This window comes from Vallitalea pronyensis (assembly GCF_018141445.1).
Lineage (GTDB): Bacteria > Bacillota > Clostridia > Lachnospirales > Vallitaleaceae > Vallitalea > Vallitalea pronyensis.
This window is the reverse complement of record NZ_CP058649.1, coordinates 4,617,044-4,633,625: the sequence shown is the minus strand read 5'-3', so window position 1 is coordinate 4,633,625 and position 16,582 is coordinate 4,617,044. Positions and strand designations below refer to the sequence as shown.

Annotated in this window: 14 protein-coding genes; all 14 read left to right on the top strand. The window is 36.6% G+C overall.

Annotation, left to right across the window (positions count from 1 at the left end):
* Positions 1–237 precede the first annotated feature (237 nt).
* The 14 genes from HZI73_RS19205 to HZI73_RS19140 all read left to right on the top strand — a co-directional run bounded on the left by HZI73_RS19205 (position 238) and on the right by HZI73_RS19140 (position 16,465).
* Positions 238–654, top strand: a complete 417-nt coding sequence (locus HZI73_RS19205) for a MaoC family dehydratase (RefSeq protein WP_212694983.1) — start codon at positions 238–240, stop codon at positions 652–654.
* A 75-nt stretch (positions 655–729) separates the two neighbouring features.
* Positions 730–1,869, top strand: a complete 1,140-nt coding sequence (locus tag HZI73_RS19200) for an acyl-CoA dehydrogenase (protein WP_212694982.1) — start codon at positions 730–732, stop codon at positions 1,867–1,869.
* A 15-nt stretch (positions 1,870–1,884) separates the two neighbouring features.
* Positions 1,885–2,670 carry an electron transfer flavoprotein subunit beta/FixA family protein gene (locus HZI73_RS19195; protein ID WP_212694981.1) on the top strand — a complete coding sequence of 262 codons (786 nt, stop codon included), beginning with the start codon at positions 1,885–1,887 and terminating at the stop codon, positions 2,668–2,670.
* Between the two features lie 22 nt (positions 2,671–2,692).
* Positions 2,693–3,700, top strand: a complete 1,008-nt coding sequence (locus HZI73_RS19190) for an electron transfer flavoprotein subunit alpha/FixB family protein (protein WP_212694980.1) — start codon at positions 2,693–2,695, stop codon at positions 3,698–3,700.
* Between the two features lie 197 nt (positions 3,701–3,897).
* Entirely contained in the window at positions 3,898–4,233 is a 336-nt protein-coding gene (gene yedF / locus HZI73_RS19185; protein WP_212694979.1) for a sulfurtransferase-like selenium metabolism protein YedF, read from the top strand.
* An 88-nt stretch (positions 4,234–4,321) separates the two neighbouring features.
* Positions 4,322–4,846 carry a peptidylprolyl isomerase gene (locus tag HZI73_RS19180; protein WP_212694978.1) on the top strand — a complete coding sequence of 175 codons (525 nt, stop codon included), beginning with the start codon at positions 4,322–4,324 and terminating at the stop codon, positions 4,844–4,846.
* Positions 4,847–5,017: 171 nt separating this feature from the next.
* On the top strand, positions 5,018–6,505 hold the full coding sequence (locus HZI73_RS19175) for an ABC transporter substrate-binding protein (protein WP_212694977.1): 1,488 nt from the start codon (positions 5,018–5,020) through the stop codon (positions 6,503–6,505).
* 70 nt (positions 6,506–6,575) lie between these two features.
* Positions 6,576–7,514, top strand: coding sequence for an ABC transporter permease (locus HZI73_RS19170; protein WP_212694976.1), 939 nt, complete (start codon positions 6,576–6,578; stop codon positions 7,512–7,514).
* 14 nt (positions 7,515–7,528) lie between these two features.
* A complete protein-coding gene (locus tag HZI73_RS19165; RefSeq protein WP_212694975.1) occupies positions 7,529–8,425 on the top strand; it encodes a carbohydrate ABC transporter permease in 897 nt (298 codons plus the stop codon).
* Positions 8,426–8,499: 74 nt separating this feature from the next.
* Positions 8,500–10,251 (top strand): sensor histidine kinase, encoded by a 1,752-nt coding sequence (locus tag HZI73_RS19160; RefSeq protein ID WP_212694974.1) that lies wholly within the window; start codon positions 8,500–8,502, stop codon positions 10,249–10,251.
* 118 nt (positions 10,252–10,369) lie between these two features.
* Entirely contained in the window at positions 10,370–11,980 is a 1,611-nt protein-coding gene (locus HZI73_RS19155; RefSeq protein ID WP_212694973.1) for a response regulator transcription factor, read from the top strand.
* Between the two features lie 22 nt (positions 11,981–12,002).
* Positions 12,003–14,231, top strand: coding sequence for a beta-glucosidase BglX (gene bglX, locus HZI73_RS19150; RefSeq protein WP_212694972.1), 2,229 nt, complete (start codon positions 12,003–12,005; stop codon positions 14,229–14,231).
* 83 nt (positions 14,232–14,314) lie between these two features.
* A complete protein-coding gene (locus HZI73_RS19145) occupies positions 14,315–15,067 on the top strand; it encodes a type II toxin-antitoxin system Phd/YefM family antitoxin (RefSeq protein ID WP_212694971.1) in 753 nt (250 codons plus the stop codon).
* Between the two features lie 351 nt (positions 15,068–15,418).
* On the top strand, positions 15,419–16,465 hold the full coding sequence (locus HZI73_RS19140; protein ID WP_212694970.1) for a hypothetical protein: 1,047 nt from the start codon (positions 15,419–15,421) through the stop codon (positions 16,463–16,465).
* The last annotated feature ends 117 nt before the right edge of the window (positions 16,466–16,582 follow it).

Here is a 16,582-nt window from a genome sequence, read left to right as displayed (position 1 = left end):
ACCTAAAAGGGTGTTTTTTTCTTTTGGGAACAAGTATGATATAGATGTAGAGCAGTAGATATGTTATGATTAGAATAAGTACGTAAGGTGGACCTGTTTAGCGGGGAGTACTTGGAGCACATTGCATTCATTTTAGCATGCAAAAAATTTTACCTGAGTTTGTTAAAAAATTGGCATAGTAATTGCATTATAGATTTACATAAGTAAAATTAATTATTTTAAGGAGGTTTTCTAAGCATGAAAGGTCGTACAATGGCAGAGTTAAAAATTGGTGATAAGGCGTTTTTTGAAAAAACCATAACGGAGTCGGATGTTTATCTCTATGCAGGGATAACAGGTGATTTAAATCCAGCTCATATTAATCAGGTGGAAGCAGAGCAATCCATGTTCAAAGGGAGAATTGCCCATGGTATGCTAACTGCTGGGCTTGTTTCAGCCGTACTCGGTATGCAATTGCCAGGACCTGGCACCATATATCTTGGTCAAGAATTAAAATTCACAGCCCCTGTAAAATTTCAAGATACCATTAAAGCAGAAGTTGAAGTGATGGAAAAAATAGAAGAGAAAAATATCATGAAGCTTAAGACCATCTGTACTAACCAAGAAGGTACTGTTGTACTAAAAGGTGTAGCAACGGTTATGCCACCTAAATAGTTAAGTCCGATTGTATCAACACGTTAAATAACTTATATATAGGCGTTAGGAGACATATAGAAGGAGGAAACATACATGGATTTTCAGATGACCAATGAATATGCAATGTTACAACAAATGTATAGAGAATTTACAGAGAATGAAGTGAAACCTCTAGCTGCTGAAGTGGATGAAGAAGAGCGCTTTCCTGTTGAAACAGTCGAAAAACTTGCTAAGTATGGTCTGTTAGGCATACCATTTCCCAAGGAAGTAGGTGGCGGTGGTGCAGATAACTTAGCTTATGCCATGGCTGTAGAAGAATTATCCAAGGCTTGTGCAACGACAGGGGTTATTGTATCAGCCCATACGTCGTTATGTGCTTGGCCTATCTACGCCTTTGGTACACCAGCTCAAAAAGAAAAATACTTACGTCCCTTATTAAAAGGTGAAACATTAGGTGCTTTTGGTTTGACAGAACCTAATGCTGGAACAGATGCTGCGGCTCAACAAACAACGGCCAGAGCAGAAGGGGACTATTACATACTTAATGGTTCCAAAATCTTTATTACGAATGCAGGATATGCAGACGTATACGTTATCATGGCCATGACCGATAAGAGTCTTGGCACAAGAGGAATTTCAGCCTTTATTGTGGAGAAAGATTTTGATGGTTTTTCCATTGGTAAAAAAGAAGCAAAATTGGGAATCAAAGGTTCTGCAACTTGCGAGCTTATTTTTGAAGGATGTAAAGTACCTAAGGAAAACCTTCTTGGTAAGCTGAATCGAGGATTTGGTGTAGCCATGAAAACCCTTGATGGCGGGCGCATTGGTATCGCCGCTCAAGCACTGGGTATTGCTCAAGGTGCACTTGATGAAACGGTGAAATATGTAAAAGAAAGAAAACAGTTTAATCGTCCAATAGCCAAATTCCAAAACACCCAATTCACTTTAGCAGATATGGAAACCAAAATAGATGCGGCACGCCTGCTGGTTTACCGTGCGGCAAAAGCAAAAGATGAAGGTATACCTTATAGCAGCTATGCAGCTATGGCAAAACTCTTTGCATCCGAAACAGCAATGGAAGTGACAACAAAGGCAATTCAATTGCACGGGGGCTATGGTTACACAAGAGATTACCCTGTTGAAAGAATGATGCGTGATGCTAAAATCACTGAAATATATGAAGGTACATCGGAAGTTCAAAAAATGGTTATAGCTGCGAATTTATTAAAATAGGGAGGTATACGACACATGAATATTGTTGTTTGTATAAAACAAGTGCCAGATACAACAGAGGTAAAAATCAATCCAGAAACAGGTACATTAATAAGAGATGGGGTGCCGAGCATTATTAACCCAGATGATAAGAGTGGTTTAGAAGCGGCACTTACTTTAAAAGATAGATATGATGCAAAAGTAATCGTGATCACCATGGGACCTCCTCAAGCCAAGAAAGCTCTTCGTGAGGCTATTGCCATGGGAGCTGATGAAGGTATTCTCCTGAGTGACCGGGCTTTTGCTGGAGCCGATACATGGGCCACTTCAACAACACTTGCAAAAGCATTAGAGAAGATGGACTATGACCTTATTATAGCAGGCCGCCAAGCCATTGATGGTGATACAGCTCAAGTAGGACCACAGATTGCAGAACACTTACATCTGCCCCATGTGAGCTATGTGCAAGATTTAGAAAAGAAAGATAATAAACTGATTCTCAAACGTGTCTTTGAAGATGGTTATCACATGATCGAAGTGAAGATGCCTTGCTTAATCACAACATTAAGTGATATGAATAAGCCAAGGTACATGTCAGTAGAAGGTATCATGGATGCTTATCAGGAAAAAGAAATTAGGACCTTAACCATGAACGACCTTTCCATAGAAGATGCTGCAACCATTGGTTTGAAGGGGTCACCGACCAAGGTTAAGAAATCTTTTACAAAAGGGGCCAAAACAGCAGGAAAAGTCTTTGAAGTGGATAGCCAAGAAGCCGTATCAATTATTATGGATAAATTACAGGAAAAGTATATCATTTAATGGACATGAAGGAGGTATCGTTTTGAATATATCAGCGTATAAAGGTGTTGTTGTGTTTATAGAGCAACGAGAAGGCCAAGTGAATAAGGTATCCTTGGAGCTCCTTGGAAAAGGCAGGGAACTGGCAGATGCATTACATGAAACATTAATAGCCGTCTTAATAGGCCATAACATGCATGATGCATGCCAGGAACTGATCCATTATGGAGCAGATGAAGTGATTTATGCAGAGGATGAAGCGTTTCATGTCTATATGACAGAACCTTATACAAAAGCCTTGTCCACCATCATTCAGGATAGAAAACCAGAGATTGTTTTAGTTGGGGCAACGGCTATTGGAAGAGACCTAGCACCAAGAGTTTCAGCAAGAATCCATACAGGTCTTACCGCAGACTGTACATCTCTAGAAATAGATGAGGAAAAACACTTATTAATGACGCGACCAGCGTTTGGCGGCAACATATTGGCAACCATTATTTGTCCTGATTATCGCCCTCAGATGTCTACTGTTCGTCCAGGTGTTATGCAAAAGTTAGAGCGGGATATGACAAGGACTGGTGCCATAACAAGTTATCCAATAACCATAAACCCAGAAGATATGACCTATAAAATTCTGGAAGTGGTAAAAGAGAAGAAGGAAAAAGTCAACATTGAAGATGCCAATGTGTTAGTATCTGGAGGTAGAGGTATTGGTAATGCAGAAAACTTTGAGATACTAAAAGACCTAGCTTCTCAGCTAAAGGGGCAGGTATCTGCTTCGCGTGCTGTAGTGGATGCGGGATGGATTCATCGTGACCACCAAGTGGGGCAGACAGGTAAAACTGTTAGACCTTCTCTCTACTTTGCCTGTGGTATTTCTGGTGCCATTCAGCATCTGGCTGGTATGGAAGAATCGGATTTTATTGTAGCCATTAATAAAGATGCATCCGCCCCAATTTTTGAAGTAGCCGATGTAGGTATTGTGGGGGATGTTCATAAAATTGTACCAGAACTAATACATGCATTACAAGTAAAGCAGGAAAGTGAATAAGAGTCATCCTTATAGGTTATGTGGGTACGCTTAATTATTTTAAATGCATGATAGGTTTATTTTACAAATGCATATTGAATGGGGATATGTATCATGATATAATGGAACAAACATGACATCCTGCGCGTGAGTCTTATTTCAGTTTTGAGATAAGACTCTTTGAATGTTATTGTAACGAAAGAAAAGGAGCGTTTCATATGAATCGAGTAATCGTCATTAATAATGATGTGTTTGGACAAGGGGACCGTGAATTAGGTGCAAAACTGATGGGAGCATTTCTTAAGAAAATATGGGTAAGGACAGATAAACCTGATGCCCTATTGTTTTATAATGCTGGTGTTAAATTAACGGTACAGGGCTCTCCTGTATTGGATGTCTTAACAGGACTTCAAGATGCAGGTGTTGAATTATTAGCTTGCGGTACCTGCATTGATTTTTATCATGTAAAAGACATCATGAAAGTAGGACGCATTAGCAACATGGAAGAAATATCATCCACCATGATGGAGGCAGATAGCGTTATTACTGTTTAGGCAAAGAAAACAACAAGTTTTATATTGAAGTTAGGTCCATTATACATTACAATAGAATGGATATACTAATAAATGGAAGGTGATAAACATGGAAAATAAAAATCCAATCGTAACCATAGAAATGGAAAATGGTCATAAAATTGAAGTAGAATTATACCCTGAGGTTGCACCTATCACAGTGAATAACTTTATAGCATTGGTGAACAAGGGTTATTATGATGGTTTAACTTACCATCGGGTTATCCCTGGTTTCATGATTCAAGGCGGGTGCCCAGATGGAACAGGCATGGGTGGACCAGGTTATCAAATTAAAGGCGAATTTAACATGAATAACTTTACCAACAATCTTAAGCATACCAAAGGTGTTATATCCATGGCAAGATCAGCAAACCCTAACTCAGCAGGCTCTCAGTTTTTCATCATGGTAGCCGATTCACCACATCTTGATGGGCAATATGCTGCTTTTGGAAAAGTTATTTCTGGTATCGAAGAAGCAGACCGTATTGTTAATGTCCCAAGAAATCATATGGATAAGCCAGATGAACCACAGGTGATGAAAAAAGTAACCGTTGATACATTTGGTAAAGAGTATCCAGAAGTGGAAAAAGCTTAACGATACATGTGTTTAAAAGAACCTAAGGGTTCTTTTTTTCATGCTTTTTTGTAACCTCAGCTAATCCCATCCACTTTATGTCATAATAATGATAGAACAATGTCAAATAAGTTATAGTACATAAGTGCTTATTTGTGTAAACTATGTCTATAAAAATAAAGGAGGGTCTATATGAAGAAAAAATATGGTATTGGCATACTTATTTTGGTAATGCTTACATCCTTATTAGCTGGTTGTAAAAAGTCAGGGAATGATGAACATACGGCATCATCAGAAGAACCCTATTTGGTAACAATGGTTGTTATGGGAAGTCAGCAAAATGATGAAAAAAAAGTGGAAGCAGAAATAAATGCTCTGCTAAAAGAAGAACTAAATACAGCATTAGATTTGGTTGTACTTCCTTGGGGAAGTGCTTTGCAGCAAATGCAATTGATGTTATCAGGAGATGAAAAGATTGATGTATTCGTTACAGGTGGTTCAACGGCAATTAATCAAATGAAAAGTGGTCAGATTATTGACTTAAGTGGATTAATTGATGCATATGGACACAATCTTAAAGCGTTGTTTGGAGAAGACGTGTTGAACACCATAAGTATTGATGGTTTTACATATGGCGTTCCCCTTCAATTTGAGCGAGGCTCTGTGCCAGCAGCCTATTTACGAAAGGATCTTGTAGAAAAATATGCCATTGATGTATCTCAGATTAAAGAACCAAAAGATTTAGAGAAGGTATTTGAAATTGTTAAAGCTGGTGAGCCGGATATGACCATGCTGTTTTCATCGGCAACAAATGACTCACCTATTGACCGTTTGAACACCGCTGATTTATTAGGTGATGGTAATGGTGTGCTGATGGACCCTACAACCAGTACAGAAGTTGTTAATTACTATGGAACAGAGGAATACTTTAATAAAGCCAACATGCTATTTGATTGGTATGAAAAAGGGTATATTAATTTGGATGCCGCAACGGTCAATGAGAATTGGAGGAGTATGATCAAAGCTGGTAATGTGTTTTCCTTGTTTTACATCTATCATCCTGCTACCCTTATTGAGATTGAATCCTCAACAAGCTATGAATTTGAAGTGGTTAAATTCCAAGATAAACCCACAATTAACAGTGGCGCTTATCAAACCTTTGTCTATAGTATCGCCCAGAATTCCGAAAACCCTGAAAAAGCCATGCAGACTTTAGACTATATCTATCAAAGCAAAGAAATCATGAATCTTTTAAATTGGGGTATTGAAGGTGAGCATTATGTGTATAAGGATAAAGAAAAAGACATCATTGGGTTTCCAGAAGGTGTAACATTGGAAGATGTAGGGTACCATATGAATCTTGGGTGGGAATTTCCCAATCAATTCATTGCGCATATATGGGAAGGCAGTGACCCAGAACAGTGGAAAAACATGGAGCAATGGAATAAGACGGATAAAAAATCGTTAGCTGTGGGCTTTACCTTTGATAACACTGGTCTAGAAACGCAAATAGCAACAGTTAAAAATGTGATTGATCAGTATAGAGGAGCCATCGCATCTGGTTCAGTTAATCCTGAAGAATATATACCACCATTTATAGAGGAGCTTGAGAAGGCAGGCATTCAAGATCTCATTGAGGAAAAACAGAAACAGCTTGATCAGTGGTTACAATCTAAATAAGATGAATAAGCCTATTGTCCCTGATTTCAATGTTAGGACAATAGGCTGGATTTTTCGAAGGAGTTTTTGGATGAATAATACACACACATTAAAGAAGAAAAAACGTCGTCGATTCAAAGACCTGATGCCTTTATATATCATGCTTTTACCAGGGATTATCTATCTTTTCATCAATAATTACATGCCCATGACAGGGATTATCATAGCATTTAAACAAGTTAATTTTGCGAAAGGTATTTTGAACAGTCCTTTTATTGGCTTGAAAAATTTCGAGTTTTTATTTCGTACAAAAGATGCTTGGATTATTACGAGAAACACGCTGCTCTATAACCTGGCTTTTATTATACTTAATATGATAGTTGGTATATTCATTGCTGTTTTAATCGTGGAGATAAAGCATCTGTTTGCTAAGAAGATATATCAAAGTGCCATACTTGTACCCTTTTTAATGTCCACGGTTATTTTGAGCTATATTGTCTTTGCGTTATTTAGTTCAGAAAACGGCATGATTAACAATAGCATTCTTAAGCTGCTCGGAAAAGATCCCATCTCTTGGTATAATGAACCCAAGTATTGGCCCGCAATACTTATCTTAACGAATTTATGGAAAAGTGTTGGTTATGGCTGTCTTATCTATATAGCATCCATCATTGGTATTGATAAGTCTCTATATGAAGCAGCTCAATTAGATGGTGCAGGCAGGTGGAAACGCATCCGTTATATTACCTTACCCAGCTTATTACCTACCATCATTATCCTGACGCTGTTAAGTGTAGGAAGAATTTTTTATTCAGATTTTGGTCTGTTTTATCAAGTCCCCATGAATTCTGGAACTTTGCTCAAAACCACCAATGTCATTGATACCTATGTCTATCGGTCTTTAATGCAGTTAGGAAACATTGGTATGGCTTCAGCAGCAGGGGTATACCAGTCTGTTGTAGGCTTTATTGTTGTACTTTTAAGTAACTGGTTTGTGAGGAAAGTGGACGATGAAAAGGCATTATTCTAAGGAAGGAGAAAAGTATGCTAAACTCAAAGGGAAATAAATTATTTCAGACATTTGCACATATCATGCTAGGGATTATGGTATTGTTAGTTCTATTACCATTTGTACTTGTATTCATGTCGTCCATTACAGATGAGACTTCTTTAATCACCAATGGGTATTCTTTTTTTCCTAAGAAGACCAGTATAGATGCCTATCTCTACATTCTTCAACAAGGAGGAAAAATTGTACGTGCTTATGGTATAACCATTTTTGTTACCATCCTTGGGACGAGCATTAATCTTATCATGTCAACACTCATGGCGTACCCATTATCTTTAAAAAAGTTGCCCTATCGAAGAATCATTACGTTTTATGTTTTCTTTACCATGCTTTTTAATGGAGGATTAGTACCCACATATTTGATGTATACCAATGTATTGCATATTAAAAACACACTTTTTGCTTTGATTGTGCCTAATTTGCTTTTAAGCGCCTATAACGTACTACTCATAAGAACCTTCTTAAGTGTGAACATTCCAAGTGCATTATATGAGGCAGCACGGATGGATGGGGCAGGACAATTCAGAATACTGATCAGTATCGTCTTACCATTGGCTAAGCCTATTCTCGTTACAATAGGTTTATTTACAGGACTAGCTTATTGGAATGACTGGACAAATGGTTTATATTATTTATCAGGAAATGAAGGGCAGAGCTTATACGGTATTCAAAACTTATTGAATCAGATGATTACAAACATACAGTATCTTGCCAGTGGAAAAGTAGGTGGTATTGGTTCAGAAGTAGCTAAAATGCCAGCCGTATCCATTCGTATGGCTATTGCTTTTGTTGCTATGATTCCTTTGCTTGTGCTGTATCCATTCTTACAAAAGTATTTTGCGAAAGGTATAACTGTAGGTGCTGTCAAGTAATTTGCTAAAGCTTAATGGATGGCCTATAATTGTTATAAGACAATTGCTAAACAGCTAGACATAAGGAGGCAACAATGAAACCTTCTAAAAGGCATAAAAAAACGGCTTTTACAAAAAAAATAAGACTGATTATTATTACTTCCATCGTACTGGTCATGTGCGTTGCAGCGATTAATGCATTCATATTAGCCTATACGCGACAGCAAACCTTTCAATATTTGGATAATATGGCTACGTTATATGTCCAAGAGCTGGATGATAATTTCTTTAAAATTGGCAGACGCTTAGTCACCATTCTTATGGGGGATGAAGGAACACAAAAAGATATTAATGATCAGTTTAATATCTTAGAAAACAGCAAGGACGTGATTCAACGAAAAACAGCCATTGACCAGTTAAGAGATAATTTCCTAGAATATACATGGGAATATGGACCTGAATATCAGTTTTTTTCTTATTTAGATCAAACCGATACGTATATTCGGTTAAATAATTTCTATGCACATCGATTCGATGATCAGTTGATTAAGCATAATATCATTCAATTAATTAACCTTGAGCAAGCCAACACGTATTCCATTAAGAAAAAATGGGATGTCATGTCCATTGGTGATGAGAATTATTTGGTAAAACTCATGAAGACAAATGACAGGTACCTTGGGTGTTTTGTTAAAGCAGATGCATTACTGAAATCATTAGAGTCCCTTAGTAGCAATAGTGGAAGTCTTTATCTTCTGGTGGACCAGCAGGATCATTTTATAACCGGTCATCAATTAACAGATAAGCAAAGAAATGAGATCCAAAAAATCTTACAAAAAAGAGACTTAAATCATTGGTTATCCAAATATGTAGTTTTGGATAAACCCTTTAAACGGATTCCATATCATGTAAAAATATGTATAGCGAATAATGGTATATTTACGAATGTCATCATCGTACAGTCCATGCTGATTGCTTTAACGATTATGGTACTTGGTACGTTAAGTTTTATCATGATTTATTTAAGAAAGAGTATACTAAAACCCATACAAGTATTCACAAAGAATTTATCTGCCTATGATGATGATAATTTCGTCTTTAATATAACGGATAATAAAATAAAGGAATTAGAAGCTGCCAATGAACAATTTCGGCATCTGTTAAGACAAATAAAAAAAATGAAAGTAACCCTGTATGAAAACGAAATCAAAAGACAGAATATCCATATGGAATATTTACAATTACAGATTAAGCCCCATTTCTACTTAAACTGCCTTAGCTTTATCCATCAAACCATTGATCTAGGGCATTATGATAAGGCTCAGAAAATGATTCGAACAACATCAGACTACTTAAGGTATCTATTTTCTAATGGCATGGACCATGTATATCTCAAGGATGAATTATGCCATGTTAAAAACTACTTGGATATTTATAAAATGCGATATCAATCAGCTTTTAGTTACCACATTGAACAGGATAAGCGGACGGATGGGTGCCGTATAGTACCCCTCATTATTCAAACCTTTGTTGAAAATGCTATCAAACATACAGTGACATTAGATCAAAAAATTCACATATCCGTTGTGGCATCAATGGTAGGTGATCAAGACAAATCTTATGTTAAAATAGCGATTACGGATACAGGTGTAGGATTTCCTAATGATGTGCTGACAAAACTACAAAAGGGAGAGAACATTAAACAAGAAGGAGGAGAGCGTGTAGGTATCATGAATAGCCTCAATCGTCTGCATTATTTTTATGGTGATGACGCAAGTATTCAGTTCTCAAATAATCCTAGCGGCGGCTCATCTGTGGAAATCATGATTCCTTTTCATCTTATTTAAGAAAGAAGTTCACTGAATATAGCCTATAAAAAAGAAGCGTTTTCCAAGAAAACTTTCTTCATGCTATGATACAGTTGATTGACCAAGAGATGGTGCACGAATAAGGAGTGTGTTTTCAATGACGATACTCATTGTTGATGATGATATATATGTGATACAAAGCATACAGTTAAAAATGCATTGGGATGCATTAGGCATTGATGAAGTATATGTGGCACATAATGCGAGACAGGCAAGACGTTTATTAGAAAAGAAGCCCATTGACATCATTATATGTGATATTGAAATGCCCCAAGAAACAGGGCTGGATCTCATACAATGGGTTCGTGAAAAAGGTTATGCCGTACAGACCATCTTTCTAACATCTTATGCGGACTTTACCTATGCAAAAAAAGCCTTAGAATTAGATAGCTTAGACTATTTTTTGAAACCCATTGCCTATGATGAACTGCACAAAGGTATACAAAAAGCCGTGGAAAGGGTAAACAAAGCAAAAGAACAGCTCAAGCATCAAGAACAGAGCAATCTTTGGGTAGTTAATCAAGATAAGATCATGGAAAACTTTTGGCAGAATCTAGTGATTGACCCTGACCATATAAGTGAACGTGAGTTACAACTATCCCTACAAAAATATCATATCAATTATACGCTAGAGGATCGCTTTATACCCATTCTCCTTAACCTATTTGACCCACATAAAGAACTTGAAAAATGGTCAAAAAATCTATTTAAATTTACCTTAAATAACGTGACCAAAGACATTTATGGCGTAAATGGTTATGGTATCGTATCCATGACGTTGGTTGATGATAGTTCATGGCTCATTATATTAAAAATTGAAAAGCTTGACCATGATGATTATACCTTAAAGCAATTATCTAATGCGTATCTACAGCATATTAACGACATATTTAAAGTAGAATTGCTATGTGAAATTGGTCTAGCTTCAACCTTATTGACCATTGGACAGGTTATAAAAGAACTACAGGTAATAAGCACTCATCATGTAATCATGCAAAACAAAGTGATCTTATTAAGCGAATACACCCACACAAATTTCAAATACAACACGCCTGCTATGGGTGTCTGGGAGTCCTTGTTATCTAAGCATAAGATGGATGTTTTACTACGTAATGTTGACATGTATCTCAACTCACTTGCATCTAAGGATGCCTTAAATCAGGATATTTTAAAAGCATTTCGATTAGATTTCACACAGCTTATATATTCTTTTCTAAAACAGAGAGAGATCAGTGCACATAAATTATTTGCAGACCAAAAGAGCGAACAACACTATCGTGATGCTATCAAGTCCTTAGAAGATATGATGCATTATGTAAAGTTATTGATTGATTGTTCAGTGGAATATATCCATTATGCCCAACAGACAGATTCCATCGTTGATCAATTAAAGGCATATATGGATAAGAATTTTGAAAAAGACATCACCCGAAATCATTTAACCGATATCGTGTATTTAAATGCAGATTATATTTCAAGATTATTTAAAAAAGAAGTCGGTATATCCATTACAGCCTATCTCATTGAAAAGAGAATAAGAAAAGCCGAAGAATTATTGGTCCATAGCAACATGTCCATCAGTGCTATTGCCATGCATGTTGGGTACAGCAACTTTTCGTACTTTACAAAGATCTTTAAAGAAAATACAGGCTATTCTCCTAAAAAGTATCGAGAAGTTAAGAGCCAGTCATCATCTATCCAAAAATGAAAATTAAGGAGGTAAACATTAGATGAAACAGGAACGTTTAATTCAATTATTAGAGAGCATGTCTCTAGAAGAAAAAATCAATCAATTGTTACAATTATATGGGGCTTTTTATGAAAATGATGGGGCATTGACGGGTCCTTTAGCAGAAATGGGATTAACAGAAGAGCATCTTAAAGGTGCGGGTTCCATGATTGGTATAATGGGAGCTAATAAGGTAAAGGCATTTCAAAAGAAATATATGGCTACACAGCCTCATCACATTCCAGCACTTTTTATGTTAGATGTTATCAATGGGTTTAAAACCATATTTCCCATCCCCTTAGCTCAAGGGTGTACCTGGTCGCCAGACCTGTCAAAGAAATGCGCTTCCATTGCAGCAAAAGAAGCATCCGTATCGGGTATACACGTTACTTTTTCACCCATGGTTGATTTGGTTCGGGATGCTAGATGGGGAAGGGTTATGGAAACAACAGGGGAAGATACCTACCTAAACAGTTGTTTTTCAAAAGCAATGGTGGAAGGTTATCAAGGACAACATGTATCCGAAAAAGGTAAAATTGCCTCTTGTGTGAAGCATTTTGCAGCTTATGGAGCACCAACTGGTGGCAGAGATTACAACACCGTTGAATTATCCGAGCGTACATTAAGAGATGATTACCTACCCGGTTATCAGGCTGGCATTGACGCAGGCTGTGAACTTGTCATGACAGCATTTAATACCGTTGATCGTATACCTGCAACTGGCAATAAAAGATTATTAAGACAAATATTAAGAGAAGACATGGGATTTGATGGTGTTGTGATTTCCGATTGGCAATCCATTAAAGAAATGATTGGTCATGGGTATGCCAGAGATAAAAGTGAAGCGGCTGAGTTAGCCATAAAAGCAGGTGTAGACATTGATATGGTCAGCAATGTGTATATCAGTCAGCTTAAAGATTTAATAGCATGTGGTAAAGTGGACCAACATCTGATTGATGAAGCAGTGATGCGTATTCTCCAGCTTAAAAATAAGTTAGGCTTATTTGAGAATCCGTATAAGGATGCAGATGAAGAGGAAGAAGAAAACGTTATTTTATGTGATAAACATCGAAAACTGGCACGAGAAGCAGCCTCAGAGTCATTTGTGTTATTAAAGAACGACCATGTGCTGCCCCTAAAAAAGGAAGGTCAGTCCATTGCATTTATTGGACCCTATGTTGATAGTAGAGAAATATTTGGTGCTTGGTCGTTTTTAGGTGAAGCAAAAGATTGTATATCTTTAAAAGATGGTATTCTATCCAAAATGATGAACAATAAATTAATATTTGAAAAAGGATGCGATGTTTTAAAGTCTGAGGAAATACCAAAAGGATTTTTAACATTGCCAACAGAAACAGATGACGAAGAAAGTGCTCAAAAAAATCTTAACCAAGCAATACTTGCAGCAGAAAAATCTGAAATGGTTGTGTTAGCCCTAGGAGAGCATCGCAACCAATCAGGCGAAGCAACAAGTAGGGCTGACATTGGTATTCCAGAGATTCAGATGAACCTATTTAGAAAAATACATAAAGTCAATAACAATATCGTCGTGGTACTATTTAATGGCCGACCACTTGATCTTAGAGAGATAACATCGAAAGCTAAGGCTGTATTGGAAGTATGGTTACCAGGAACAGAGGGTGGCCATGCCATTGCTGATGTGTTATTTGGTGACGTCAATCCATCGGGTAAGCTGTCCATGAGTTTTCCATACAGTGTAGGTCAAGTTCCCGTTCATTATAATGAGTTTTCAACAGGACGGCCTCATGTGCCCGGGAAAGATAAAGACCGTTTCCGCTCAAAGTATTTGGATATACCCAATAAACCACTCTATCCATTTGGTTTTGGTTTATCTTACACAACTTTTAGTTACTCAGGTATAACACTTAGTAAAAAAGCCATAGACAAAAAAGAAACCTTAACAGCTTCTATTACAGTGAAGAATACGGGGCATGTCATGGGGAAAGAAGTGGTTCAGCTCTATATACAAGACCTATTTGGGAGTGTGGTAAGACCTGTCAGAGAATTAAAGGGTTTTCAAAAGGTAGCATTAGAACCCAATGAAAGTAAGACAATCACTTTTGAAATAAAAGAAGCGATGTTACGCTTTCATGGCGCTGATATGATACACCAAAGTGAACCTGGAGCATTCAACATTTATATAGGTGGTGATAGTACAACGGTTAATGAAGCTACATTTGAATTAACGGATACCACGAAAAGTCGTTAAAAAGATTTAATCAATAATCGTACGATTTAATTTGACAAATAATCGTACATATTGTATAATTATCGTACGAGGTGATAGAAATTATGTATGATAATAATAAAAAAATCATAACAGCAACAGAATTAAAATCAAATCTGGGTAAATATCTGGATTATGCCATCGATGACCATGAGATTGTTATCACAAAGAATGGCAAGAAGGCTGCAAGATTAACACCTTACATAACGGATATTGATCGTTATATGGTGGTAAAGGAAAATGCATTAGATTATCAGTATGGCGGTAAAAAAGTTTCTTATGAAGAATTTATGGAAATCTATGAAAGCACAGATTCTAGGCTGGAGTTCATTAATGGTGAAATTGTTATATTGAGTTCACCAAGTGTTTTTCATCAAGTCATATCTGGTAATTTATATTTGCAATTTAGAGCTTACTTAAAGGGGAAAACGTGTAAAGTATTTTATGCGCCATTTGATGTACATTTTAGAAAAGAAGGATTTAAGGAACCGGATGTGATGCAGCCTGACTTACTTATTGCCTGTGACCATGATGAAACCACCAATGAAAAAGATCGTTACATGGGTACACCAACATTGGTTGTTGAAATTTTATCACCAAGCACAAGATCTAAGGACATGGTAGATAAATTAAATACCTACATGTTATCAGGTGTACAAGAATTTTGGATTGTGGACCCTCAGAAAATGCTCGTGATGGTATATACTTTTCAAGATAGAACCATAAAAGAATTTAGCAGCTATAAATTAGAAGATACCGTACAATCCATGTGTTTTGAAGGAATGGTTATACCATGTCAAGATATCTTTGAGCAATAATGACTTCTAGCAAATGTTAATGATTGCTAAGACAAATAGTGATAGAGAAAATTAGGCAATAAAAAACACCTCTTAATGTGTAAAACTAAAAAAGTAACCTGTGGCAGATTAGAAATAAATTGCTAGGTTATAATCTAATAGTATAGGGATTCTCATTAAAACTCAAGTCAACATATGAGATTTGATGAGAATCCCTTTTGGTTCTCTAGGTGTTTTATGTCATAAATTTGTAATCCGTTAATAAAAATATAATAATATTTTTATTATATTTTAATATTAATGCAAGAAATACTTGTTATACTAGTGAACAAGAAGTATAACAAGAGAAGATAGTGAAATGAGGATAGTTAAATGAAAAAAATGTGTAGTTGTATAGTGGTCTTAAGCATGTTATTAACGGGTTGTACCGGTTTAGTAGATAAAGAAGCGGTTAGTAATGCTATCGATGAAGGTGATGGCAGCAATAAAGCAGATACAAGCAATACACAAGAAGCCTCCAATCATGACAGCCAACAATTGGATGAGAAGGCAGGCTCAACATTGGATAATGTATTGCCCGATACAATAGGTTACGGTTGGCGATACTATGGATCCGTTGAATATGGAAGAAGTGAATCCATTGTTGACGTTAAACAATTAGACCATGAGAAGCATATCATTGTACAAGGTGCCATTGATGATATGAGTGGCGGTGAAAGTAGTCGAGATTACAGCTTTACAAAAACTTATAAAATAGTTGAAGACGGTATTAAACTCAATCATCAAGACAGTAGTGGTGAAACAGAATTTTATTGGATAAAAGAACCCATAGAAGTGGGGAATACATGGGAACATCCTTGGTATGAGGATTCTACAGGTAAGTCAGAGATTGTGAAAGCGGATGAACAAAACATCGTAGTACGTACGGAACGGGTTGAGCCTAATCCCCTTCAATCTTATAACATAACCGAGTCTGTTATGACCATTACACGGGGCATTGGTATCATGAAGGAAGAACTGGTCATGGAAGGTTTTGATTTTTCGGCAGGTCTTGATTCCTATGGTGAACATATTTTTGATTGGCTTGGTTATTACGAGTTTGAAAGCAACGATGACCAATCAGGCTATGTGACCATCTATAAAATGAATAAAAACGAAATTGCCTTTGATTTATTTAGTATGAAGGGTGTAGAATTTGAAAACGAAACAGGGATGCAAAAGATAGGCAAGATAGAAGGCAATAGAGCTGTATTCAAAGAAGAAATACCTCTTGGTGATGGAAGTAAATCAACTTATACGGTACAAGTTGTATTAGAAAAAATAGGTGATACCATACAAGTAACAACAGATAATGTGACACCTGATTACAGTGGCTCTGATTTAATCATAGATGGAATTTATAAAAAAGTTAGTCCATAGTATTCAAGGAATATCAAGTGGATATAAACGGTTATATTCTAAGATAAATAAACCAGCTATATGGTTTAAAGCCTATAGCTGCTATACATACAGGGATGATTCATCATACAATAAGAT